Below are 20,840 nucleotides of genomic sequence, written 5' to 3'. Positions count from 1 at the left end.
TCTATTACCGTGATTGAGGTCAAATTTCAGGATTTTATTAGAGGGACAAAATACCTTGTCCCAGCTGTCCTCGGACCGACATGGATTTTACGGCCTAAGTTGCCGGTCCAATGGACAAGGGACTGTCCCCAATTCTTTAGATGAAAAATAAAATGAAATTGCAGAATAGTATATTATTAATGTTATAATTTTATTAAAAAGTTCTCTTATAATGGAAGCATTACTTTGAGGTAACATGACGAATCAGGAAAGGGAGGCTTAACTAGTGAATACAAAGTACCTAGATTTGCTGGCACAAAAATATGATAACGAAGAAAAAGTAGTTACTGAAATTATTAATCTAGAAGCCATCCTTAATCTACCAAAGGGGACAGAGCATTTCGTTAGTGATTTACACGGGGAATATCAAGCATTTCAACACGTGTTAAGAAATGGCTCGGGGAAGGTAAAAGAGAAAATTGAAGATCTTTATAAAAAGGTATTAACGGAAAAAGAGATAAAAGAATTTGCAACCTTGGTTTACTATCCTGAGGAAAAAATAAAGTTAATTAAGAATGGGTTTGACAATGAACAGGAATTACATCAATGGTATACAGTGATCATTGAGCGGATGATTAAACTCATTTCTTATGCCTCCTCTAAATATACCCGATCGAAATTACGTAAAGCATTGCCTAGTCAGTTTGTTTATATTATCGAAGAGCTTCTATACAAAGCAGATGAATTCACCAATTTTAAGGAACCTTATTATACAAAAATTGTTCAACAAATTATATCTCTCGGTCAAGCGGATAAGCTGATTACCGGTCTGGCCTATACGACGCAGAGATTGGTTGTTGATCACCTTCATGTGGTAGGGGATATTTACGATCGTGGACCTGAGCCTGATAAAATTATGGAGGCGCTCATTCAACATCATTCGGTTGATATTCAGTGGGGAAATCATGATGTCCTATGGATTGGTGCCTTTGCGGGTTCAAAGGTTTGCCTTGCGAATATTATTCGGATTTGTGCTCGTTATAATAATTTGGATATTATTGAAGATGTGTATGGAATTAATCTTAGACCACTGCTGAATCTGGCGGAAAAGTATTATCAAGATAATCCGGTCTTTAGACCAAAAGTCCAACCAGGTGAAACCATCTCCGAGGAAGAAAAACTACAGATTACGAAAATTCATCAAGCGATTGCGATGATTCAGTTTAAACTTGAAAGCCCAATTATTAAGAGGCGACCTAATTTTGACATGTCTGAAAGACTTTTACTGGAGAAAGTCGATTATGATAAAAAGGAAGTATGGATTCGTGGTACTGCTTATCCACTTGAGAATACTTGCTTTGAAACCGTGAACCCTTTGCAGCCAGATCAGCTCTTGGAGGAAGAAGCACAAGTGATGGACAAGTTGTTATTTTCGGTTCAGCATTCAGAAAAGCTCGCCAGACATATGAATTTTCTGATAAAAAAAGGCAGTCTTTATTTGAAATATAACGGAAACTTGCTTATACACGGCTGTATTCCTTTGGATGAAGAAGGAAATATGGAAAAAATGATGATTGAAAACAAAACCTATGCAGGTCGTGAATTGCTGGATATTTTCGAACATTATTTACGCCATGCGTTTGCACATCCTGAAGAGACAGATGATCTTGCGACAGATATGGTCTGGTATTTATGGACAGGTCAATATTCCTCTCTTTTTGGTAAAAGAGAAATGACCACCTTTGAAAGGTATTTCATTAAAGATAAGACCACCCATAAAGAAATGAAGAACCCTTATTACTATTTACGTGAAAATGAAGAAACGTGTCGTAGCATCCTAACAGAGTTTGATCTTGACCCCAATCAAGGTCATATTATCAATGGACATACACCTGTTAAAGAAATCAATGGAGAAAATCCAATTAAAGCAAATGGAATGATGATTGTCATTGATGGCGGCTTTTCAAAGGCTTATCAATCCACAACGGGTATTGCTGGTTATACGTTATTATATAATAGCTTCGGCATGCAGCTTGTCGCCCATCAACATTTCAATTCGAAAGAAGAGGTACTACTCAACGGCACAGATGTTTTGTCCGTCAAAAGGGTGGTAGACAAAGAGCTTGAACGAAAAAAGGTTCTCGAAACGAATGTTGGAGCGGAATTATTACAGGAAATAAGTATTTTGAAAAGTCTGTTGGAATATCGCTATATGAAGCGTGAGAAGGGGCCAAAGGAAAGTGTTCCTGTAATTAAATAAAAAATCCCACTGCTAATTTTTCTACTTGAAAATTGCAGTGGGATTTTTTTTATGTATGTGATAGTTAAGGACGTCTAACTCTTTAATACCCAAAGTATATGATTCAACAAACTCTACAACTTTCGGGAATGCCAGGCTTCCGGAACAAGAAAAGCATCGGCTATCACAACTTCATACTATGCAACAAAAATATTATCACTTACTTCTTAAAATGGTAAAATCATATATGGAGGTGTAATTGTGAAAATATTTAGTTTATTTTCAATCGCCTTGATATTTTTAGGGTTATTATTATTCGGATTAAATAATAGATGGCTATTCTGAACCGATTGTCCTTTTTAGTTTTATTTCTTTTTTAGTTGGAGTTGCACTAAGCTTTATAGCAATTGCTAAACGGGAAAAAGAAGTTTCGGGGTCAGTCCCCCAGTTGGGTATCGCTTTACTTTCATTGGGGGATGCCCATTTTTTTAGAAAATTGTCTGACATCTATAAATATAAAAAAAGTATTATAAGTTGAATAGAATTTATTTGGAGGGGTTATTTTGAAAGGAGAAAAAAGTTTAAGGGTTTGTAATAAAGGACATAAGTTTTATAAAAGTAGTGATTGTCTAAGTTGCCCTACTTGTGATAAAGAGAATAAACCTCTAAGTGGCTTCCTTTCGAAACTAAGTTCGCCTGCTAGAAATGCCTTGGTTGACAAAGGGATTGATACATTGCAAAAACTTTCAACGTACACCGAAAAAGAAATTTTAAAAATTCATGGGGTTGGACCAGCTTCCTTACCAGTCATGAGAACTTCCTTAGAAGAAGTAGGTTTATCATTTAAAGAATAATTTTGGGTTTTCCTATTTTTATACAGAAAAAAATGGGACACGCCCCACCATTGCCCTAAAGAAACGCCAGCTACCTATCCAGGCAGCTGGCGTTTTTGGAACGTTAGTTGTTAAACAAGCGAATTAAAAAACCTTCTTCTTCTACATGAGGCATAAAAGAGGTGACTCCATAGCTAGAAGCAACAGCCATAATGACTGTCCATAGCGCTAAACTGATCATCATCCAGCTGGTCACCAGCTTCTTTTTCGATCCGAAGCTCATCCCCATAAACGCCGATATATGAGATCCAACGAAAAAAGGGCCGATTATCGTTAAGCCAGGCAGGCCGTATTTATCAAAAAGTACCCTTGCACGTTTTTCCTTTTTCGACTCCTCCATAACTTCAGCATCAGCTTCTTCCATGATGGACTCCGTTTGTATACCACCTTGCATCCGTTTTTGTTTTCGCTTTCTCAGCCATTTCTTTACATAGTCGACAAAAACAATTAACAGTATCACCGTCAGTGCATTTCCTAAAAAGGCCAATATTGCTGTCGGTACCGGGGACAGGCCTCCGATGACAGCCAATGGAATCACAGCAACAAGTTCAAATAACGGAATGGCTGCCAAAACAAATACCAATAGATACGATAAAAACATAGTCACTATTCTCCTCTTTATTCATATAGTTTTTTTATTTCCGACCAGAAAATAACATATTGCCCGATTCCAAGTAGAGTCAGAACGATGACAGGAATCAACTCAATCTCTTTAAACAGAGCGACCACAACAATGGCTGCCGGAATCGAAAAATAATAATAGATATACACTTTTCGACAAGCCCGGTACGTAATATGTTGATGCCCTTCATCTTCTTCCTTCAACTCATAGGGGATAAGGGTGAAAATACGAAACTTCTGGTCTGGGAATTTACGATTATAATAAACCATCACCCCAAAATAGATCGTGACAAAAATGGCATAAGCAACGGAAATTATTATAAACAGGTCATTCCACTGCTCCATAACTATGCTCAGTGAATAGATCAACGCAATACCAATCAGGAATATACTCATTGTAAAAGGTGAACGTAAAAACCGTTCCATCATTCTTCATCCTCTCCCTCTATCCAAAACACTTCCTCTAAATCGACTTTCAACGCTTTAGCAATTTTCAACGCCAACAGCACGGAAGGGGCATAGTCACCTTTTTCAATCATCCCAATGGTTTGGCGGGTGGCTCCAACTAATTTACCTAAATCAGATTGACTATAACTATGTCTTGCTCTTAATTCCTTCACTCTATTTCTAAGCATATAAAAACAACCCCTCTTACCGTTTCCTGCCAATTTATTGTAAAGTAAACTTAACATTAAGTCAAATATAATTGTCATTTTGTTAAGTATTCATACCAATGATTTTAGTTTCTTTCCATAACTGAACCCGTAACACCAATAAACAAGTCTCTAAAAATGTTCTATCACTATACCTTAATTTCCTCATAGGAGTATTAATCTTAATGAATAAGCGCCATGTACCATCCAATAGTGATGATGCATTTTTTAAAAAACCAAAAAAATCTGTAATGCTTTTCTTGCAACAAACAGCTGAATGGTGTTGCTATTATTCTTTTACTAACGCCCTGTCCAAAATGAGAAAACATGTCTATATAAAAGATGAAAAGTTCTTTCAAACTGACTAATTGTTTTGGCCAAAGGAGGGCTATCAAGATGAGTATACTTTTGATTAATGAAACACAGATGTTAGTAATGCCGAAGTTAGCAAAGAGGATTGGTTTAAATGAAGCGATTTTTCTACAACAGCTTTATCAAAGGTTGAATGAAAGCAAGCATGTCCATGATGGACATCAGTGGGTGCCTACCTCTTATGAAGGCTGGCATGAGCAATTTCCGTTCTGGTCCATGAGTACCATTCGCCGAATCATCTATAAGCTTGAACAAGAACAATTGATTATCACAGGAAAGTATAATCAATTAAAAATAGATAAAACCAAATGGTATCGAATTAATTTTGACGCATTAGAAGCAGTCTACGGCGAAGGGATTTTTGCCAAAGTTGTTCAGAGATGAGGGGATCTGAGCGTTCGGACAATTAGAGAGGAACTGTAGTGCCAGGCACCACCCAGAATTTGGATGGTGCCTGGCACTTTTTAATAGACCCTGAGAAAAGGAACTTGACCCAATGTCTCACTTCATCTTTTTCCGAATGACGGCAATCAAAAACAAGAATGGAATATAGCCAAAGAGAAAAATGAGTCCGCTATAGTTGACGATTTTGGCAAATGGAATGGAATATTGAATTTCATTTAATTGAACATTTACAAAGTGAAAAACGACGAGTAAACCTACTAATAGGTAAGTCGGTTTTACCTTAGGGATGGTTAATTTTATGGATCTAATCGCCGACCACATTGTAATACAAATGACAGGCATCACGACTAATAGCCAGGTGAAAATAAAGATAAACTCAAATCGTTCTAAAAACGGAAAGGTAATAATTTTTATCATCGTTAAAGTAGGCCAGGTTAAATGTTCTAGCTTGCCTTGGGAAAAAAATAAAAAGGTAATGATGGTGATGGATGTATATAATATGGTTGTATAAAATAAAGCGATATGCCCCCATTTGCTGGACGTTTCACGATTTTTAATAAAAGGATAGAAGACGAGGATTGTCTCAAATCCTAGAAAGACTGGTGCAGCTTCTTTCGCAGAGATGAGGTAGTCCTTCATTCCATATTGTAAGACCGGCTGGAGATAGGAAACCTCAGCATATTGCAATAGATAGAGGAAGGAAAGCAATAGGAAACTAGGAATAACCACACCCCAAAAAGAAATGGCCGTTACAATTCTAAAGCCACCGGAAACAATGTATAGGATAATAACAGAAAGCAGCAAGGAATATTCCCAAGGGGTGATTCCATCAAATACCCAAACCGGGAGAATATCGATATAGTTATGGAACGCAAATAAACTAAAAAGCAAAAAATAGCCCGCAAGGAAAAGATTTAAGGCCCCACCAAAATACTTTCCAAAAACATCTTTGTGAAAGGAAAGGATGTCCCCATTGCTTGATTGTTTTAAGATGTACAACATCATGAAAAAGATTATATGCAGTAATAACCCAAAAGCGAGTACAGATACCCATGCATCATGCCCTGCTCCCTTAACGATATGTGATTGGAATTTTAATACACCAATTCCCGTTTGAGTGCTATGCATCAGAAAAAACAAAAAATAGGGAGAGACCATATTACTTTCTTTCACAATTGAGTTCATAAGAATCCATCCTAATAAGCTAGCCTTCGAGGCCAGAATGTATGATTTGTAAGTTCACGTTTACATGGATTGGTAGGGTTGGATACAGTTGATAGAAGGATTCTTCATCCCAGTTGCGATCCTTAGAACGCACGATATTCCCAATCCCAAGAGGGTCCACCTCATTTTCTTTAAAGGTTTCTAGCAAGTCGCTAACACCCTTTTCTAGATTCGTTACAATGATTTTCTTCAGCTTGTTAATATCTTCTGCTTTTTCAAGATTATATTTACGTGAGTGCTGAGAAAGGGTCATTTCTAGTTGTAAACGTAGATTGATTTGTTCTTCCTTCGAATCCCAATCCCAGTTGCTTTTACTTCGGAACCCCTTAACGATGATGATTTCACTACGATCCTTCTCACCAGGAGGTATTTTAAAGGTTGCTAGTGATTGATAATCTTTAATTAAGGAAAATAAAGCCGTTTGTTCTGGATTTAATTGGAGCTTAAATTTATCATCTTTAAACACCCCCATTCCTTCTGCAGTTACCATCTCTTTTTCGTCTATGGTTACGATAGGAACGTAAGCATCCAATCCTTCGCCATAAAAGTGATTTAAAAAAACATGGAGGTTCATGGTCGGGAGGCTTTGTCCTTCCATATTATGTTCGATGCGCTCAGCTAAGGTAAGGGATTTTTCCTTTTTAAAAGTGTTTAACGTCTCCTTTGCAGAATGGGTAGAAACAGCGATTTGAATATTTGTCCCGAGCTGAGGGGTTGTCATAAATCGGTCCACCATATCTTGAATTCCCGCTTCCGCATATTCTTTCCCGAACAACAAAACCCTGATTTTTGATAATTGTACAGGAGTGCTGGTATGTGCACCCATTCTAGGGACAAACAGAACGCTAGAAGGAGTTTGTTCCTCCAAATATTGAATTTGATCACTGCCTTTGCTTTTTGTGTATACAGGAAATAACGCCGTACCAACTAAATCACCATTATCTGCTTGATCGAACCCAAATACATGAACAATACTGATTTTGTCGATGATTCTTGTTCTAGCGCAGCCAAGAAGACTAACGATACATACTAGAATTAGGAAAAAAACAAGATGCTGTTTCCGCTTTTTCATTGATTCCCCAGCCTTTATCGAAAATTATTCGGTATTCAGACCTTCATCTGGGTCTTTATCGTTCGCTGGAAAGTACCTCTTTAAACTTAAAGGTCTTAAATACCAAGGTCGTTTGTTGTAGTTTACATAATTGGGTCTTACAAAAGAGCCAACCACACCGCCTTTTCGATAAGGATAAAGCGGGAGAAGATAGGGAACCCCTAATGATTTTAACCGTGATAAATGAGTAATCAATAAGATTAAGCCTACATAAATACCTAAGCCTCCCCAAATAGCCGCTAGTAGGATAAAAGGATACCGCAATAATCGTACGGCATTGGACATTTTATAGATGGGAGTGGTGAAAGAAGACAACGCGGCAAGGGCGACAATAATTAATAAAATATTACTCGTAAGGGCTGCTTCAACAGTTGCCTGACCAATAACGATGCCTCCAACAATCCCAAGAGTTTGTCCAATTTTGGTTGGGAGTCTGGCGCCTGCTTCTCTCAATAGGTCAATCGTAACCTCCAAAAATAACACCTCGATGACAGGCGGGAACGGGACATTTGCCCGTGAAAAGATAATCGGCCCTAGGAGGTCCTTAGGGACTACCTCAAAATGAAAAGTAAAGATTGCGATATAAAAGGCACTAGCAAAAATGGAAAACAGCATCCCAAAGATTCGAATCAATTTAAAAAACGATGCAATGATAGAGGGGAGATAGAAATCCTCAGGGTTTGAAAAGAACTCCATCAATGTGCCCGGTCCGATAATTGCATAAGAAGATTTATCACTTATCACTACAATTTGCCCTTGCAGTAGGGATCCTACTGTCCTGTCTACTCGCTCTGTTGTGATAAATAATGGAAAAGGCGTTTTCGTATTGTCTGAAATTAACTGTTCTAGTTGGGTATTGTCAAAGGAAGTATCAACATCAAGCTCCTGAATTCGCTGTTTTGCTGTGTCTATATAATCTGGATTTGTAACGCCGTCTAAATAGGCGATGACGACCTTTGTCTGTGCTCTTGACCCAACCACTATCTCTTCAAAAATCAGATCAGAAGTACTAAGGTGGTCTCTTATTAAATGAAGATTTGTGGTAAGGTCCTCAATAAAGCCGATTTTCGGTCCAATCACGCTAAATTCGTTTTGGGTGTCATTGGTTTCTCGTTGCCCCAACCGAGCATAATTTATATTTAACAGGGCGAATTCGTCTTTCTTGTCTTTAAAATAAACAGCTACTGAACCATTATGAAGGGCTTTTTCTAACTCAAGGTAATCTTTTGTGAATTTGATTCCTTCGATTGGGATCATATTCGTTAAATCAGAAAGCTCCATTATGGCAGAAGCTTTTTCCTTAAGAAAAGGTAAGACCGACTTTTGAAGAACACTTGGATCGATTAACGTTTTATAAAAACTGATTTGCAATGGATGGTCTTTTTCAAAGGGAGAAATGGTCGTAAAATCGCTTGATTTGTTTGCTCTTTCAAATACATCGCTGACTGTCTTATCTACTGTTTCATACTTTCTTTTGTCTAATGGTTTTCTTCTGCGCTTTCTAAACATGTCTCCACCTTATCCCAAACAGATTACATAAAGTAAGCTTAGTATTTAACAACAGAACTGGAATTATGTTCATAATAAGGAAAAACTGTGAGAAGCGGATAGGCAATCTTCCTGGACGGATCTATGAATCCTTGGGGAATTATAATGGTTGTTTTTATATAAATGGTTACACAAACGCCCAGAAATTTTCTGAGCGTTTTTGCATGTTGTTGGTAAGTCCCCTGTGGAGTATAGGGTTTCTTCAATGGGGGCTTAGTACCTACAAACTATAATATTTTTCATTCCCATGTCCTTTCCCTCTCCTGCTCACTATATAAAAAGTGAAGGGAGGTGAGGGACAATGGCACAAGCAATGTTGAAGGATTCTCGGATGACGTTAGTTTTTGAAACAGGCTTAAATGAGAAAGGCGAGCCGATTTTCAAAGGGAAATCTTATGCGAATGTGAGAAAAGAGGCGACTGCGGATCAGCTGCATCAAGCAGCAACAGCGCTAGGCGGACTTAGTGCGTATCCGCTTAGCTCGGTGGAACGTACCGACAATCACGACATTATCTAATTTTAATTTCAGGGTAGGAAGGAGGTGAACAAGATGGCGAAGACATTGGAATTGCAATTTGGTACCGACCTTGGAAAAGTCGCTCGGTTAACGGTAGATAACCCAATTGAGCCGGTAGATCCAGCTGCCTTAAAGGTGGCAATGGACTCAATTATTGCCTCAAACGCATTCTTCTCGGCTTACGGAAATCTCGTTTCCGTTGGCGGTGCGCGCGTGGTCGAACGTAATGTCACAGAGTACGAAATTATCTAATCATAAACAGGCCGGATTCCATTAGGAACCGGCTTTTTCTATAAAACGGTGAAAAATTAGAAGAGAGGAGGAAGGAAGATGCAAGAGCTCATTCCGCTAATAAGTGAAGTAGGGTTTCCAATCATTGTCACCTTATACTTGCTTCATCGAATTGAAGCCAAGCTCGACAATGTCGTCCAATCGATTCAGAACCTACCGTATCAGATGAAGGAGAGCGAGTACCACGAAAGAAAAATTATGTAGGTTTTTTTGTGGGTCAGTCCCCCGGTGGAGTAAAGAGTAACTCACTGGGGGTCTGCCCCCATTTTTCAATTCTTTTATTTGTTAAAAATATGGAATTTATCCGTAAGAAAGGGCAACCTACAAATACAATAACTTGAACTTATAATTCTCAACGAAAAGTATAGATAAATGGGGGATACATAGTGGAGAAAGGTCAACTAGAGCTGATAGATCAACTCATAAAAGCAGAGGTGGAACAGACTAACAGAATAACCGAATATTGGCAGGGATTCTCTGATTTCTCCCATTGGCAGACCTGGGTTGTCCTTGCTATGTTTGTGATTCCACTCGTAATCCTTGTTCTGTTTATTGATCGGAAAAAGGTTTTTCATCTTGGATTCTACGGGTATAGTGTGCATGTGTTTTTTGCTTACACGGATATCATTGGGATTGAAAGAGGAATATGGTTTTACCCATATAAACTTCTCGCGCTCCTTCCTTCTAGTTTTACTCTTGATGCCTCATTGGTGCCGGTCATTTATATGCTCTATTACCAATACATCCTGAACAGAGGGAAGAATTATTATTTATGGATGTTACCTTTATGCTTACTACTAGCTTTTTTCATGAAACCACTTATGGTTGGTATCGGATTATTTCATTTTCACGGCAAGGAGAACTTTTGGTTACTTTTCGCGGGTTATGTGTTTGTCGCCTTAATTTCTAAATGGTTAACGGACTTTTTTATATTTTTAAGTAAATCGTCAAAATGGAGTTTAAACACAAGGAAAACGACGTAACGGGTAAATACATTGTTTCGGAGTAGGGGGATGTTTCTCTTTGCTTGCTAAAAGAATACTTATAATATAGAAGCAAAGGGTACGTCTCTTTAGGGATAGCAAAAGACCTGTTGGCGCAACTAAAAGCCTACGGTCTTTTTTTATTAGTTCCCCATTCCTTAAAAATGATGGTTTAAAGGCTATTTCTTTAAAGAGAGTAAACTTATCGGTAAGATAATTTCTACGCTTGTGCCATTCGTATCGCTCCAAAACTGAACACTTCCGTTATGATTCTTTATGATTTGTTTAGAAAGCATCACTCCTAGTCCAATCCTGCCTTCTTTTGTCGTAAAGAATGGCTGCCCCATTTTCTTTACTATTTCTTGAGGCATTCCAATACCCGTATCTTTAATGGAAATTTTGATATTTTTATCATTGTAATGTTTGCTTTCAATCGTTAGTGTTCCACCATCGGGCATTGATTCAAAAGCATTTTTTATCAAGTTAATAAAAACTTGTTTTATTTGATTTCTATCACATAGTAAGATTCCATTTTCAAAATCATAACTCACGTCAATTTTTATATTATTACTAATTGCCTGGGTATGAAATAAAGTTTTAACATTTTCAATTAGTGATTTTAAATTTTCGTTTTTAAAGTTCGCATCATTAGGATTTGCTAGAACTAAAAGCTCACTTAAAACAACTTCTATTTTCTCAATCTCACCTTCTACTATTTTGAAGTAATCTGAATGCTGCACTTCCGCTTTCATCAACTGCAGGAATCCTTTAATTGAAGTGATTGGGTTTCTAACCTCATGAGCAATTCCAGCAGCTAACTGGCTAGAAACGGATAACTTTTCAGAATTAAGCAGATCCTCATGTGTTTGTGTCCTTTCTAAAATGATGGATTGGAAACCAACAATTTCATCAAGAACACTTATAGGCATACTTATCATCTTTATCTCGAAAGTATCATTCAGCTTATTAGTCATTGTGCAATCGTATGATTGAACTTGACCAAGAATAGACCTTTCAAAATTTTGAAAGACCTTATCTTTATCGAGGGGAAACAGTGACTGTAATTCCATATACTTTAATTCTAAGTAGGAATAACCCGATAAAGTTTCGAAGGCAGAATTGACTTTTACAACCTTCATATCTAAATCCAAGATACACATGGCATCGTGATTGTGTGTAAATAAGGGAGAACCCTTTACGAAGTCTTCTTCTAAGTACTCCATTAATATAGAATTCTTTTCACTTTTCCTACGACTTGTGTTCGTTGCTGACATTTCTAACTTTCCGCCTTTCTTATAAAAAAAAGCCAAGATGGAATAAACCCATCTTGGCTTGTGTTTAGCTCTTTGTCTAACTCACTGCTACCTTCATTTGTTGTGGAGAGATGATGAATGCGATGACACTTTTATCTAAAGTGAAGTCCCAATCTACAAAAGAGTCATCAATCTTCGTATTAAGTATTTTTTCGAAGTTTTCATTATTATGTAATAATCGTTTTTCAAGTTTTCTTTTTGCTAACTTTAAAGTTTCAGAACTCCCCAAACGAATTAATTCTCTTTCTATCGGTACTAATATTCCTTTACGGGTCACAACTAATGTTCGATTGTTTAATAAAAAAGAGGTGATTGCTTCGGGTACCTTTTCAGCCTGTTTACTGACATTCGAAATTTCGTCATGAATTTCGGCTTTTCCATCAAATTGGTTTTCTAGATTAGGGTCTGGGGAAGAGGCGATACAAACAAACATCCCACTTCTATTATGTAAATTCCAATCATAGTAAAATTCCTTAACATCCAGTTCCGTGAGGACTCGAATATAGGCCTTAAACTCAGGAATGAGTGTTTCCATTAACATATCCCTAGTCGTTTGAACAATTTCCTCTTGATCCTTATTTAGCAGTATATTTTCGGTAGGTGAAGTGAAATTCCGTAAATAAACGGTTATGATACTCTGATTGATCGAAACAAAAACGGATTCGGGGCCCTTACCAAAATTTTCACGAAGTGTTCTGCCAATATAACTTGCCAATTCTGTCTGAATCTTTTTGTTATCCAAGAGAACCATCCTTATTCAGACAAAAGCATTGTATCTTTTGTCCAGTTTTATTTTAGGTTTTATAATAAAAAAAATCAATACTTTAAGTAAACTTGGTAAGAATGTGGATAAAAGTCTATAGGTGTATGAATAAGGGACTAACTCATTAGAGTATTATTTCTAGGTAGTAAATATTGATAGAGAAGATATTTTTGTGAAATAGTCATATCTAACTCAATCTCTATGCTTAAAAAGTAAACTTCCTATGTTTACCGTAACTTAAATGTGGAATAAGTATACTGTTAATTATTTTGTGAAGGAGTTTACCTATGCATTTGGTACCAGACGAGTTGTTACTTGATAGCTATCAGAAAGCAATGAAACGAAATTTAGATCAACAATTCATTGAATTATTGGAAGAAGAAATAAAGAGAAGAAATCTGGTTGCAAGAACAGCAAACGATTCAGTAGAGAAAAAGAAGTTTAATTTCTAATAAAAATTCCAGGGTGACCTCTATATTAAATAGGGATACTTATGGTTCCCCCAAAAACCAATGAATGGAGTATGATATTGGTAGTTGACTTAAAAAACAGCCAAAGGTATGTGACCGTGTTCAAGTTCTAGAAAATCTAGTAAGTTCCCCAAATCTTCGTGGTTAGGGTTAATAGCTCCACGGAAGGTTCCCCCTAAGTTTTTGGGGGGCTGTCCCCCAATAATGGCGTAAAGTGTTACTTCAGTAGGGGACTGGCCCCATTTTATTTTTCTTTTGCAATTTCAGTTCTATTAGGTGCAAGTGGCGGCTGTTCCAACCATTTATTTTTAACCATAAGATTGTACCATTTCTTTGTTAACAGAAGATTTTTTAGAATCGTACCTTCATAAGCGGTCACAAGGTCTGTTCGCATGGCTGATGCTAGACCTGCCCCGTGATAGTTTTGTGCAGCTTGAAATAAGAAACCGATATGATACAACATTAACTTATCTGAAAAAGGAGAGTCCGTCGAAGTTGTCACTTCTGTTTCCCAGGATTTTGGAACTGGTAAATTATCGGTTTGCATTATTTTTGAAAATGTTTTTATTTGACCATCAGCCACGTCCTGGGAATAGGTTAAGAACTTTTTTACTTCCTCTGTTTGTGCGACTTGACTGAATGCGATTGAAAGAGTTTTTGCCATAATACTTTTCTTAAGGTTGAAAGAAATGCTTATGATCTCTGTTGCTGCTAACTTTCTACCCTTTCCGAAAAATCCATCTATGAAATCTTGGGTAGTAACAAATTCAGGGTTTTTAGTTGGATAAAATAAAGGGTCTCTCTGAAAACTTCCTTTCTCAAGCAATAAATCAATTGTTTGATGATACATTTTTTTCCCATCATTATCACAGGAATCGTAAAAATACCGTAGGTCCTCTCTTACAGAAACGCCCAATGAAGTGGAGTGTCCTAGCAAACCATGCAAAGTCATGATGTGTAAATAATTTAGACAAAATATATCTGTGAATAATCTTGGTTTACCTTTAAAGAGGTCAGAATCAGTAAATCCAATTGGAACTGGAAATCCATCGTTCTCCATAAAAGTTACGATTTGTTGTTTTTGCTTTTCGAATGTCTTGATAGCATCCTCAAAAATAGCCTTAATTTGCTCATCTTCAATAATGGAAACCATATATCTGTTTATAATATCAACGGCTGTTCCATTTACATACTCTCCCCACAGAGTTCCTATTTCGGAAGATGTGAGTTTTAATTTTTCCTTTTCCATCTTGTCACCCTTTTCCTTTTCTTACATCTTGGATATTATTTACCAATTGGGCAATAGATATGAAATTCATGGACTTAAAAATATAGAAAAGCTGAAATTACTAAAAAGGCAAACAAAAACTACGCTCACCTTTTTTTACAATAATGCAATTTAGACGACACTACTCAATGCTTAAGTTAAAGACGGCATTCTTAATAAGGATGTCAATCTAGCGGTTAATTTGCTTGCTGGTTAAGACCCTAATCTAGTCGCCAATATCATTATGGTTGAGAACGAGCTAAAGAGAATCCCTAGGCATTGAAGTATAATGGTAATTGATGAGACTATGGTTATTGTTAATCTGTGAAACAATTTTATTCAGGTTAATACCACAAATAAGGAAAACCTATTATTTAACGAACTTTTGGCGGTGAATTATTTTACTAAGTTTTTATTGTTGTACTGCATATATGCAAAGTTAGCGGTGCACTAATAAAGATAAGGTTTACTTCAGAAAAATAAGGTATATTATATTGGGTGAATAGATTCTCTTTAAAGACAAGAAAAGTAGGTGAACAAATTGGGGAAATATCAATTGGATACCAAAGGTAAGGTAGCTGTGACAAAGTTTCATGAAAAACAGAAGCCTGCCAAATTTGATAAAAAGCAGCATCTTGAAAAAATACGTGCAGAGTATTTGAAAAAGAAGCAAAAACAAACAGATCAATAAGATGAATGAAAACATAGGAAGACTTACATCTCCCTACGCTTGAAATACGAGGTTTTTCGTAACGGTCAATTAGAGAAAAGCACGAAAATAGTTTTATGGTATTGAATAATGTTTAAAAGATCCTTCTTCAAGTAAAGAGGCTGTTAAAAAAATGAACCAACAAGCCACAATGAGTACAGAATAAAAATAAGGTATAAAAAAGCATTGGTAATAAAAAACCAATGCTTTTTTCCTCTTGAACTAATGACGAAAGAGTATGATGTTGTTTAAAATTTCTTTGTAGTTTAATCCTTAACTTTTAAATCCAAGATTCAAACATATTCCTAGGTAAAATTAATTTAACCAGGCTTTTGCTTTATCTTTTTCATGATCGTTAAAATGTTTAACCTCAATCGTGGGTAGAATGTCAGTTAGTTTGCTCCCCAATTCTATCCAATTATCATCACTAACAACGGCAATCTTATGAAAATCATTCCAATGTTTAATATCAAACTTAAAGTCTTCTATTAATCCATTCAACGAGTATTTGGCATCTTCCACAGCCAATAACAAATTAAGTTCTTCCTGATTCTCTTTTTTTTGGTTGAAATACTGTTCAAATTCATGAATATCGTTTTCACTGATCTTACCCTTAACTTCTACTTCAATAATGTGGTTCATTTCATTTGAGTTGATTGAAATCATAAATTCATACCTCCTATATTTGGTGGATTCCCTAGTTCACAAGAATAAAACATAATCCATCATGAAATCTATTTAATCCATAGAGTAAAAAGGATGTTCTAAGGAAGAAATAAAACCAGTACAACTTTATCAAAGGAATTCGTAGTTTCGATTAGCAAGAACAGAGTAACATAATTTCATATCTTTCACCTAACTTTCATCAAATTTTGACAATCAAATGAACATAGCCTTTATTGTGAGAAATGTCACATCCACTCTTTGTGATAGTTGTTAAAGTTTAGACTGTTAATAATTAAATATGTCAGGCTAACTAATTATAAAAGAGTAGGAGATAGATAAAATGAGTATGTTTTGTTATCAATGTCAAGAAACAGCAAATGGAACAGGCTGTACGATTGCTGGTATTTGTGGGAAAAAAGATGATTTAGCGAATATGCAAGATTTACTGGTTTATGTAGCAAAGGGACTTGCTATTGTTAGTACAGAAGCTAGAGAACTAGGATTGAAGAATAATGAAGCAGATAAGTTTATTGTAAATAGTCTTTTTATGACAATCACAAATGCAAACTGGGATAAAAATGACTTTTTTAATAAAGTAAGAACAGGTCTAGCCCTTCGTGAAGAGATCAAGTTATCGATTCGTGAAGCTGGCTCTGAAATTCTCAACAGCAGTGACTTTGTTACTTGGTACGGGGAGTCTACCTTTGAGTTTGAAACGAAAGCCGCTTCCCAAGAGGTAAGCATTCTTGCAACAAAAGATGAAGATATTCGCTCTTTAAGAGAATTAATTACGTATGGGTTAAAAGGATTAGCTGCATACATGAAACATGCCGAACATTTAGGTTATACAGAGGACAGTCTTTATGCGTTTATGCAAAAGACTTTGGCGCAAATCACAGATGATAGTGTGACAATGGAAGACTTGATTGCCCTTTCAATGGAAGTTGGAAAATATGGTGTTCATGGCATGGAATTATTAGATACCGCAAACACTTCCACTTATGGACATCCGGAGGCAACAAAAGTAAACATCGGTGTTGGCAAAAACCCAGGAATTTTAATCAGCGGCCATGACCTTAAAGATATTGAACAATTATTAAAGCAAACCGAGGGCACTGGTGTGGATGTGTATACACATAGTGAAATGCTCGTTGCCAATTATTATCCAGCATTTAAAAAGTATGATCACTTCGTTGGGAACTATGGAAATGCTTGGTGGGAACAAAAGCGTGAATTTGAAAGCTTTAATGGTCCAATATTAATGACAACAAACTGTATTGTGCCACCAAAAGATTCTTATATAGACAGAATGTACACAACTGGGGCTACAGGAGTAGAAGGGGTTACGTATATCGCGGAGAACGAAGATGGAACAAAAGACTTCTCAGTGATCATTGAGCATGCAAAACAATGTGAACCTCCTACTGAAATTGAGAACGGTGAAATCATTGGAGGCTTTGCTCATAATCAAGTGGCACAAGTGGCCGACCAGGTGCTTGACGCAGTGAAAAAAGGAGATATTAAACGATTCTTTGTTATGGCAGGATGTGATGGACGCCATAAAAGCAGAACGTATTATAAAGAGTTTGCAGAAGAGCTTTCTAACGATACCATCATACTAACAGCTGGCTGTGCGAAATATCGATACAATAAGCTTAACCTAGGTGATATCAACGGAATTCCAAGAGTGCTTGATGCCGGTCAATGTAACGATTCTTACTCACTTGTGATGACCGCATTAAAACTAAAAGATGCCCTAGGCTTAGAAAGTATCAATGATCTGCCATTGTCTTATAATATCGCATGGTATGAGCAAAAGGCAGTCATTGTCTTCTTATCCCTACTATACCTAGGTGTGAAAGACATTCACGTTGGTCCTACATTGCCAGCATTCCTTTCACCAAATGTAACAAACTTCCTAGTAGAAAACTTCGGTGTAGGAAGCATTACCAATACAACAGACGATATCGATATGTTCATGGGTGCGGTGACAGTCTAATCGGGGACGGTTCTCCTGCTTCCAAGGAGAAAGGGGACCGGGCCTATGTCCCGGGGTCCCGTCACTAGATACGAGTCTCAGATTAGCTCCCTAAGTTGATATAAATAATGAGAGACTAGCCGCCAGCTAATTCGTTGGCGGCTTTATTATGGTTGTCATTCTTGAATTGTTACCGAGTAAGATGGTAAGAGATAATTTGTGGGTCTGACCCAATAATCTAGTTATAAGTGGCATTGCAACTTTGATTGTTTCTGACAATTTTGTTAACTAACAAAAAATTTATATATATCCTATAATAAGTCTGTTACGATTTGATTAGATTAATATCCTTCTATGATTTCTCCACACTTTTATTCCTCTAAAAACCTCGAAAGGAAACCACATTATGACAACTAAATACCTCGACCTAAAAATGGATTTTATGTTCAAGCAGCTTTTCGGAGACCCCCGTAGAAAATCAATTACGATTGCATTTTTGAATGACTTGCTCAGGAGGAAAGGTGATAAACTTATAACAGATGTCCAATATGAAAATACTGAGAAAGTGAAGGAAGAATCTGATGGAAAGTCAAGTCGTCTTGATGTAGTTGTTTTTACTTCCAATCATGAAAGAATCAATGTAGAAATCCAGGTTAAAAGTCAACTGGATCTGCCTGAACGGCTTCTATATTATTGGTCGAAGCTGTATTCCTCTTCAATTGGTTCAGGTGATGAATATGATCGCCTTGTTCCCACAATTATGATCACGATTGTGAATTTTCCTTTATTTCTACAAGAAACAGATGAAGTCCACAATGTATTCAAATTATTCGAAGAAAAAGCGCATTTTCAGTTGAGCTCTCATATAGAATTTCATACACTTGATTTATACCAATTTATTTTAAAATGGAAAAAATATAGACGTGAGTTGAAAAAGAAATCATCATCTGAATATCCATGGCTTATGATGTTAGCAGCAACCAATATCCAAAATAAAATGGTAAACGAAGAGATGATTCAAGAATTGGAGGAATTTGCGATGAAAGAACAAGAAATTCGCGAAGCCTTAATAGAATGGGAAACGCTTAGCAGCAATAAAGAAAATAAAGTGTTGTATGAAGCAAGAGCGAAGTTTCTACGAGACGAACTTGCATGGATCTGTTCTGAAAAGAAACGGGCAAGGGATGAAGGACTGAAAGAGGGCAGAGAAGAAGGAAGGCAAGAAGGAAGACAAGAAGGAAGACAAGAGGGTAGACAAGAGGGGGTAGCGCAAGGAATTGAACTAAGTCTTAAAAAGGTTGTTAAAAATGCGTTAAATCAAGGGATGACATCTTCTATGATCGCTGAACTAACAGGGTTAAGCGAGAAAGAAGTAAAAGAAATGATAAAGTCCCTGTGACACCCCATTACGAATACCACAGATGATATCGATATGGTTGTTTCACAGTTTAAGAATCTTGGGGTCAGTCCCTCGGTAGAGTAAAGCGTTACTTCGGTGGGGGCTGCCCCTTTTTCATTATAAATAGTACTATTTTTCAAGGTTGCCTTTAATAAACGGTTTAAATTCCACAACAGAAGATAATTTTATTAAGGTAGACGGTTCTCCGTAAGGTAAAGTAGCATCAATAAACTCCTCAAGTAATTTCACTGATTCCGTTACCACTTTAACTAAATAACTATATTGACCTGCTAATCGATGGCATTCTACTACTACTGGGTGTTCCTTGCAAAAATCCCTGAAGTCCTTTCCTTGTTTCGTGTCGAACAAAATAAAAGCTGTTACATTTTTATTGAGCTTTTCAGGATCAATGATCGCCCTATACCCTTTTATCACTTCTTTATCCTCAAGTTTTTTTACTCTTTCGTTGGTTGCATGAGTAGAAAGTCCAATCTTCTTTCCTAATTCTGTCATTGATATTCGAGCGTTGTCTTGAAGTTGAATAAGAATGCTTTGATCAATTTCATCCAAGGGATCCGCCACCTTTGCATTAAAAATTTAAGTGTAGATGTATTATTAACGTTAAAATTTAAGTAACTTTTAAAAAGACCTTAAAATAGTTATGTAATGAAATTAATATACCATATAAAATTATAATCAATAAAGTTATAGAATTTTTATCTAATGGGGAGAGAAATCAAATGGAAGTATTTCAAGCTAAAATGGAAGATTTAGAGGGAGCATCAAATTTATTTAATTTGTATCGTTTGTTTTATCAACAAACATCAGATTTAGAAGGTGCCAAGACTTACATAAAAAATCGTTTAGAAAGCAAGGATTCGATTATTTTCGTTGTTAAAGATAAACAAGAGTATGTCGGATTTACTCAACTCTATCCTACGTTTTCATCCATATCCATGAAAAGAGCATGGATATTAAATGACTTGTATGTAGGTGTAGAAGCAAGAAACCAGGGAGTAGGAGAAATGCTCTTACAGAAAGCAAAAGATTTCGCTATTGAAACTGGTGCTAAAAGTATTAGTTTGGAAACAGCACCAGATAATTACGGTGCTCAAAGATTATACGAAAAAAATGGATACAAAAAAGACTCTCAATTTTATCATTATGAATTAGATCTGGCAGAATAGCCTTTCCACATCAATTTAGATAATTCTGCTTCATTCAACCTAGCAGAGAGTGTAGGGATGAAATATGAGTGTACAAAAAAAGGATTTATTTTTGAACATGGAGGATGGACAGATCATTTCATTATATTATATTATAAAAATTCTATTGACTAAATCCTGCTAAAAGATAAGGCGATTGTTCACTGAGAACAGTCGCTTTTCACTATCTGCAGGTTTTGGGGTCAGTCCCTCGGTGGAGTAGAGCGTTACTTC

The 20,840-nt window shown here is 36.5% G+C and carries 24 protein-coding genes; 13 read left to right on the top strand and 11 right to left on the bottom strand.

Features of this window, described 5'->3' with window-relative positions; translation table 11 throughout:
* Nucleotides 1-265: 265 nt before the first annotated feature.
* The gene (fbp, locus tag BMX30_RS09345) at nt 266-2,239 is read left to right on the top strand and encodes a fructose-1,6-bisphosphatase (RefSeq protein ID WP_090744128.1); all 1,974 of its coding nucleotides are present in this window, start codon (nt 266-268) and stop codon (nt 2,237-2,239) included.
* A gap of 542 nt (nt 2,240-2,781) precedes the next feature.
* Entirely contained in the window at nt 2,782-3,072 is a 291-nt protein-coding gene (locus BMX30_RS09335; protein ID WP_090744126.1) for an RNA polymerase alpha subunit C-terminal domain-containing protein, read from the top strand.
* A gap of 103 nt (nt 3,073-3,175) precedes the next feature.
* Here BMX30_RS09335 and BMX30_RS09330 read toward each other — a convergent pair whose 3' ends face one another.
* Genes BMX30_RS09330 through BMX30_RS09320 form a run of 3 tightly spaced genes read right to left on the bottom strand, consistent with a single transcriptional unit; the run spans nt 3,176 to nt 4,367 of the window.
* The gene (locus tag BMX30_RS09330; protein WP_090744123.1) at nt 3,176-3,712 is read right to left on the bottom strand and encodes a small multi-drug export protein; all 537 of its coding nucleotides are present in this window, start codon (nt 3,710-3,712) and stop codon (nt 3,176-3,178) included.
* A gap of 17 nt (nt 3,713-3,729) precedes the next feature.
* Nucleotides 3,730-4,161, bottom strand: coding sequence for a hypothetical protein (locus tag BMX30_RS09325; protein ID WP_090744121.1), 432 nt, complete (start codon nt 4,159-4,161; stop codon nt 3,730-3,732).
* Nucleotides 4,158-4,367: a helix-turn-helix transcriptional regulator gene (locus BMX30_RS09320; protein WP_090744119.1), complete on the bottom strand. Its 210-nt coding sequence runs from the start codon at nt 4,365-4,367 to the stop codon at nt 4,158-4,160. Before BMX30_RS09320 ends, BMX30_RS09325 begins: the two co-directional genes overlap by 4 nt.
* A gap of 203 nt (nt 4,368-4,570) precedes the next feature.
* Between BMX30_RS09320 and BMX30_RS23790 the strand changes: the two genes are divergently transcribed.
* Together BMX30_RS23790 and BMX30_RS09310 are read left to right on the top strand one after the other, a co-directional pair.
* Nucleotides 4,571-4,753 carry a hypothetical protein gene (locus BMX30_RS23790; RefSeq protein ID WP_090744116.1) on the top strand — a complete coding sequence of 61 codons (183 nt, stop codon included), beginning with the start codon at nt 4,571-4,573 and terminating at the stop codon, nt 4,751-4,753.
* Between the two features lie 28 nt (nt 4,754-4,781).
* The gene (locus BMX30_RS09310; protein ID WP_090744114.1) at nt 4,782-5,141 is read left to right on the top strand and encodes a hypothetical protein; all 360 of its coding nucleotides are present in this window, start codon (nt 4,782-4,784) and stop codon (nt 5,139-5,141) included.
* A gap of 117 nt (nt 5,142-5,258) precedes the next feature.
* Here the strand turns inward: BMX30_RS09310 and BMX30_RS09305 are convergent, their stop codons facing one another.
* From BMX30_RS09305 to BMX30_RS09295, 3 genes are read right to left on the bottom strand one after another with little or no spacing between them, the layout of a single operon-like run.
* The gene (locus tag BMX30_RS09305; RefSeq protein WP_090744112.1) at nt 5,259-6,347 is read right to left on the bottom strand and encodes a GerAB/ArcD/ProY family transporter; all 1,089 of its coding nucleotides are present in this window, start codon (nt 6,345-6,347) and stop codon (nt 5,259-5,261) included.
* A 19-nt stretch (nt 6,348-6,366) separates the two neighbouring features.
* Nucleotides 6,367-7,458 carry a Ger(x)C family spore germination protein gene (locus BMX30_RS09300; RefSeq protein WP_090744109.1) on the bottom strand — a complete coding sequence of 364 codons (1,092 nt, stop codon included), beginning with the start codon at nt 7,456-7,458 and terminating at the stop codon, nt 6,367-6,369.
* 24 nt (nt 7,459-7,482) lie between these two features.
* On the bottom strand, nt 7,483-9,006 hold the full coding sequence (locus BMX30_RS09295; protein WP_090744106.1) for a spore germination protein: 1,524 nt from the start codon (nt 9,004-9,006) through the stop codon (nt 7,483-7,485).
* 340 nt (nt 9,007-9,346) lie between these two features.
* Between BMX30_RS09295 and BMX30_RS09290 the strand changes: the two genes are divergently transcribed.
* The 4 genes from BMX30_RS09290 (at nt 9,347) to BMX30_RS09275 (ending at nt 10,836) form a co-directional block, all read left to right on the top strand.
* The gene (locus tag BMX30_RS09290; RefSeq protein ID WP_090744103.1) at nt 9,347-9,562 is read left to right on the top strand and encodes a DUF1659 domain-containing protein; all 216 of its coding nucleotides are present in this window, start codon (nt 9,347-9,349) and stop codon (nt 9,560-9,562) included.
* 33 nt (nt 9,563-9,595) lie between these two features.
* Nucleotides 9,596-9,814, top strand: coding sequence for a DUF2922 domain-containing protein (locus BMX30_RS09285; RefSeq protein WP_090744099.1), 219 nt, complete (start codon nt 9,596-9,598; stop codon nt 9,812-9,814).
* A gap of 78 nt (nt 9,815-9,892) precedes the next feature.
* Nucleotides 9,893-10,057 (top strand): YvrJ family protein, encoded by a 165-nt coding sequence (locus BMX30_RS09280; protein WP_090744097.1) that lies wholly within the window; start codon nt 9,893-9,895, stop codon nt 10,055-10,057.
* A gap of 182 nt (nt 10,058-10,239) precedes the next feature.
* A complete protein-coding gene (locus BMX30_RS09275) occupies nt 10,240-10,836 on the top strand; it encodes a CBO0543 family protein (RefSeq protein ID WP_090744094.1) in 597 nt (198 codons plus the stop codon).
* 179 nt (nt 10,837-11,015) lie between these two features.
* On the opposite strand, the gene BMX30_RS09270 is transcribed toward BMX30_RS09275, so the two are convergent.
* Both BMX30_RS09270 and BMX30_RS09265 read right to left on the bottom strand, forming a co-directional pair.
* On the bottom strand, nt 11,016-12,110 hold the full coding sequence (locus tag BMX30_RS09270) for an ATP-binding protein (RefSeq protein WP_139195388.1): 1,095 nt from the start codon (nt 12,108-12,110) through the stop codon (nt 11,016-11,018).
* A 76-nt stretch (nt 12,111-12,186) separates the two neighbouring features.
* A complete protein-coding gene (locus tag BMX30_RS09265) occupies nt 12,187-12,900 on the bottom strand; it encodes a Na-translocating system protein MpsC family protein (RefSeq protein WP_090744088.1) in 714 nt (237 codons plus the stop codon).
* 299 nt (nt 12,901-13,199) lie between these two features.
* On the opposite strand from BMX30_RS09265, the gene sda reads away from it, so the two are divergent.
* Nucleotides 13,200-13,364 (top strand): sporulation histidine kinase inhibitor Sda, encoded by a 165-nt coding sequence (gene sda, locus BMX30_RS09260; protein ID WP_090744086.1) that lies wholly within the window; start codon nt 13,200-13,202, stop codon nt 13,362-13,364.
* Nucleotides 13,365-13,626: 262 nt separating this feature from the next.
* Here sda and BMX30_RS09255 read toward each other — a convergent pair whose 3' ends face one another.
* Entirely contained in the window at nt 13,627-14,631 is a 1,005-nt protein-coding gene (locus tag BMX30_RS09255; RefSeq protein ID WP_090744085.1) for a DUF3231 family protein, read from the bottom strand.
* A gap of 574 nt (nt 14,632-15,205) precedes the next feature.
* Here BMX30_RS09255 and BMX30_RS24065 point away from each other — a divergent pair.
* Nucleotides 15,206-15,340 (top strand): hypothetical protein, encoded by a 135-nt coding sequence (locus tag BMX30_RS24065; RefSeq protein WP_280139952.1) that lies wholly within the window; start codon nt 15,206-15,208, stop codon nt 15,338-15,340.
* 333 nt (nt 15,341-15,673) lie between these two features.
* Here BMX30_RS24065 and BMX30_RS09245 read toward each other — a convergent pair whose 3' ends face one another.
* Nucleotides 15,674-16,024 (bottom strand): SpoIIAA family protein, encoded by a 351-nt coding sequence (locus tag BMX30_RS09245; RefSeq protein WP_090744073.1) that lies wholly within the window; start codon nt 16,022-16,024, stop codon nt 15,674-15,676.
* 346 nt (nt 16,025-16,370) lie between these two features.
* On the opposite strand from BMX30_RS09245, the gene hcp reads away from it, so the two are divergent.
* Both hcp and BMX30_RS09235 read left to right on the top strand, forming a co-directional pair.
* Nucleotides 16,371-18,023: a hydroxylamine reductase gene (gene hcp, locus BMX30_RS09240; RefSeq protein ID WP_211482064.1), complete on the top strand. Its 1,653-nt coding sequence runs from the start codon at nt 16,371-16,373 to the stop codon at nt 18,021-18,023.
* Nucleotides 18,024-18,408: 385 nt separating this feature from the next.
* Nucleotides 18,409-19,401 carry an Rpn family recombination-promoting nuclease/putative transposase gene (locus BMX30_RS09235; RefSeq protein WP_090744067.1) on the top strand — a complete coding sequence of 331 codons (993 nt, stop codon included), beginning with the start codon at nt 18,409-18,411 and terminating at the stop codon, nt 19,399-19,401.
* Between the two features lie 129 nt (nt 19,402-19,530).
* Here the strand turns inward: BMX30_RS09235 and BMX30_RS09230 are convergent, their stop codons facing one another.
* Nucleotides 19,531-19,971, bottom strand: coding sequence for an Lrp/AsnC family transcriptional regulator (locus BMX30_RS09230; RefSeq protein WP_090744064.1), 441 nt, complete (start codon nt 19,969-19,971; stop codon nt 19,531-19,533).
* Between the two features lie 170 nt (nt 19,972-20,141).
* Here BMX30_RS09230 and BMX30_RS09225 point away from each other — a divergent pair, with 170 nt between their 5' ends.
* Nucleotides 20,142-20,588, top strand: a complete 447-nt coding sequence (locus tag BMX30_RS09225; RefSeq protein WP_090744061.1) for a GNAT family N-acetyltransferase — start codon at nt 20,142-20,144, stop codon at nt 20,586-20,588.
* The last annotated feature ends 252 nt before the right edge of the window (nt 20,589-20,840 follow it).

It is taken from the genome of Mesobacillus persicus, from assembly GCF_900109925.1.
Taxonomy (GTDB): Bacteria; Bacillota; Bacilli; order Bacillales; family Cytobacillaceae; genus Mesobacillus_B; species Mesobacillus_B persicus.
The sequence above is the reverse complement of the archived record's forward strand: the minus strand, read 5'-3'. Positions and strand labels throughout refer to the sequence as shown.

Coding starts and splice junctions, on each gene's coding strand:
- BMX30_RS09330 (WP_090744123.1), bottom strand. CDS start 3,712: ATGTTTTTATCGTATCTATTGGTATTTGTTTTGGCAGCCATTCCGTTA.
- BMX30_RS09325 (WP_090744121.1), bottom strand. CDS start 4,161: ATGATGGAACGGTTTTTACGTTCACCTTTTACAATGAGTATATTCCTG.
- BMX30_RS09320 (WP_090744119.1), bottom strand. CDS start 4,367: ATGCTTAGAAATAGAGTGAAGGAATTAAGAGCAAGACATAGTTATAGT.
- BMX30_RS23790 (WP_090744116.1), top strand. CDS start 4,571: ATGAATAAGCGCCATGTACCATCCAATAGTGATGATGCATTTTTTAAA.
- BMX30_RS09310 (WP_090744114.1), top strand. CDS start 4,782: ATGAGTATACTTTTGATTAATGAAACACAGATGTTAGTAATGCCGAAG.
- BMX30_RS09305 (WP_090744112.1), bottom strand. CDS start 6,347: ATGAACTCAATTGTGAAAGAAAGTAATATGGTCTCTCCCTATTTTTTG.
- BMX30_RS09300 (WP_090744109.1), bottom strand. CDS start 7,458: ATGAAAAAGCGGAAACAGCATCTTGTTTTTTTCCTAATTCTAGTATGT.
- BMX30_RS09295 (WP_090744106.1), bottom strand. CDS start 9,006: ATGTTTAGAAAGCGCAGAAGAAAACCATTAGACAAAAGAAAGTATGAA.
- BMX30_RS09290 (WP_090744103.1), top strand. CDS start 9,347: ATGGCACAAGCAATGTTGAAGGATTCTCGGATGACGTTAGTTTTTGAA.
- BMX30_RS09285 (WP_090744099.1), top strand. CDS start 9,596: ATGGCGAAGACATTGGAATTGCAATTTGGTACCGACCTTGGAAAAGTC.
- BMX30_RS09280 (WP_090744097.1), top strand. CDS start 9,893: ATGCAAGAGCTCATTCCGCTAATAAGTGAAGTAGGGTTTCCAATCATT.
- BMX30_RS09270 (WP_139195388.1), bottom strand. CDS start 12,110: ATGTCAGCAACGAACACAAGTCGTAGGAAAAGTGAAAAGAATTCTATA.
- BMX30_RS09265 (WP_090744088.1), bottom strand. CDS start 12,900: ATGGTTCTCTTGGATAACAAAAAGATTCAGACAGAATTGGCAAGTTAT.
- sda (WP_090744086.1), top strand. CDS start 13,200: ATGCATTTGGTACCAGACGAGTTGTTACTTGATAGCTATCAGAAAGCA.
- BMX30_RS09255 (WP_090744085.1), bottom strand. CDS start 14,631: ATGGAAAAGGAAAAATTAAAACTCACATCTTCCGAAATAGGAACTCTG.
- BMX30_RS09245 (WP_090744073.1), bottom strand. CDS start 16,024: ATGATTTCAATCAACTCAAATGAAATGAACCACATTATTGAAGTAGAA.
- hcp (WP_211482064.1), top strand. CDS start 16,371: ATGTTTTGTTATCAATGTCAAGAAACAGCAAATGGAACAGGCTGTACG.
- BMX30_RS09235 (WP_090744067.1), top strand. CDS start 18,409: ATGACAACTAAATACCTCGACCTAAAAATGGATTTTATGTTCAAGCAG.
- BMX30_RS09225 (WP_090744061.1), top strand. CDS start 20,142: ATGGAAGTATTTCAAGCTAAAATGGAAGATTTAGAGGGAGCATCAAAT.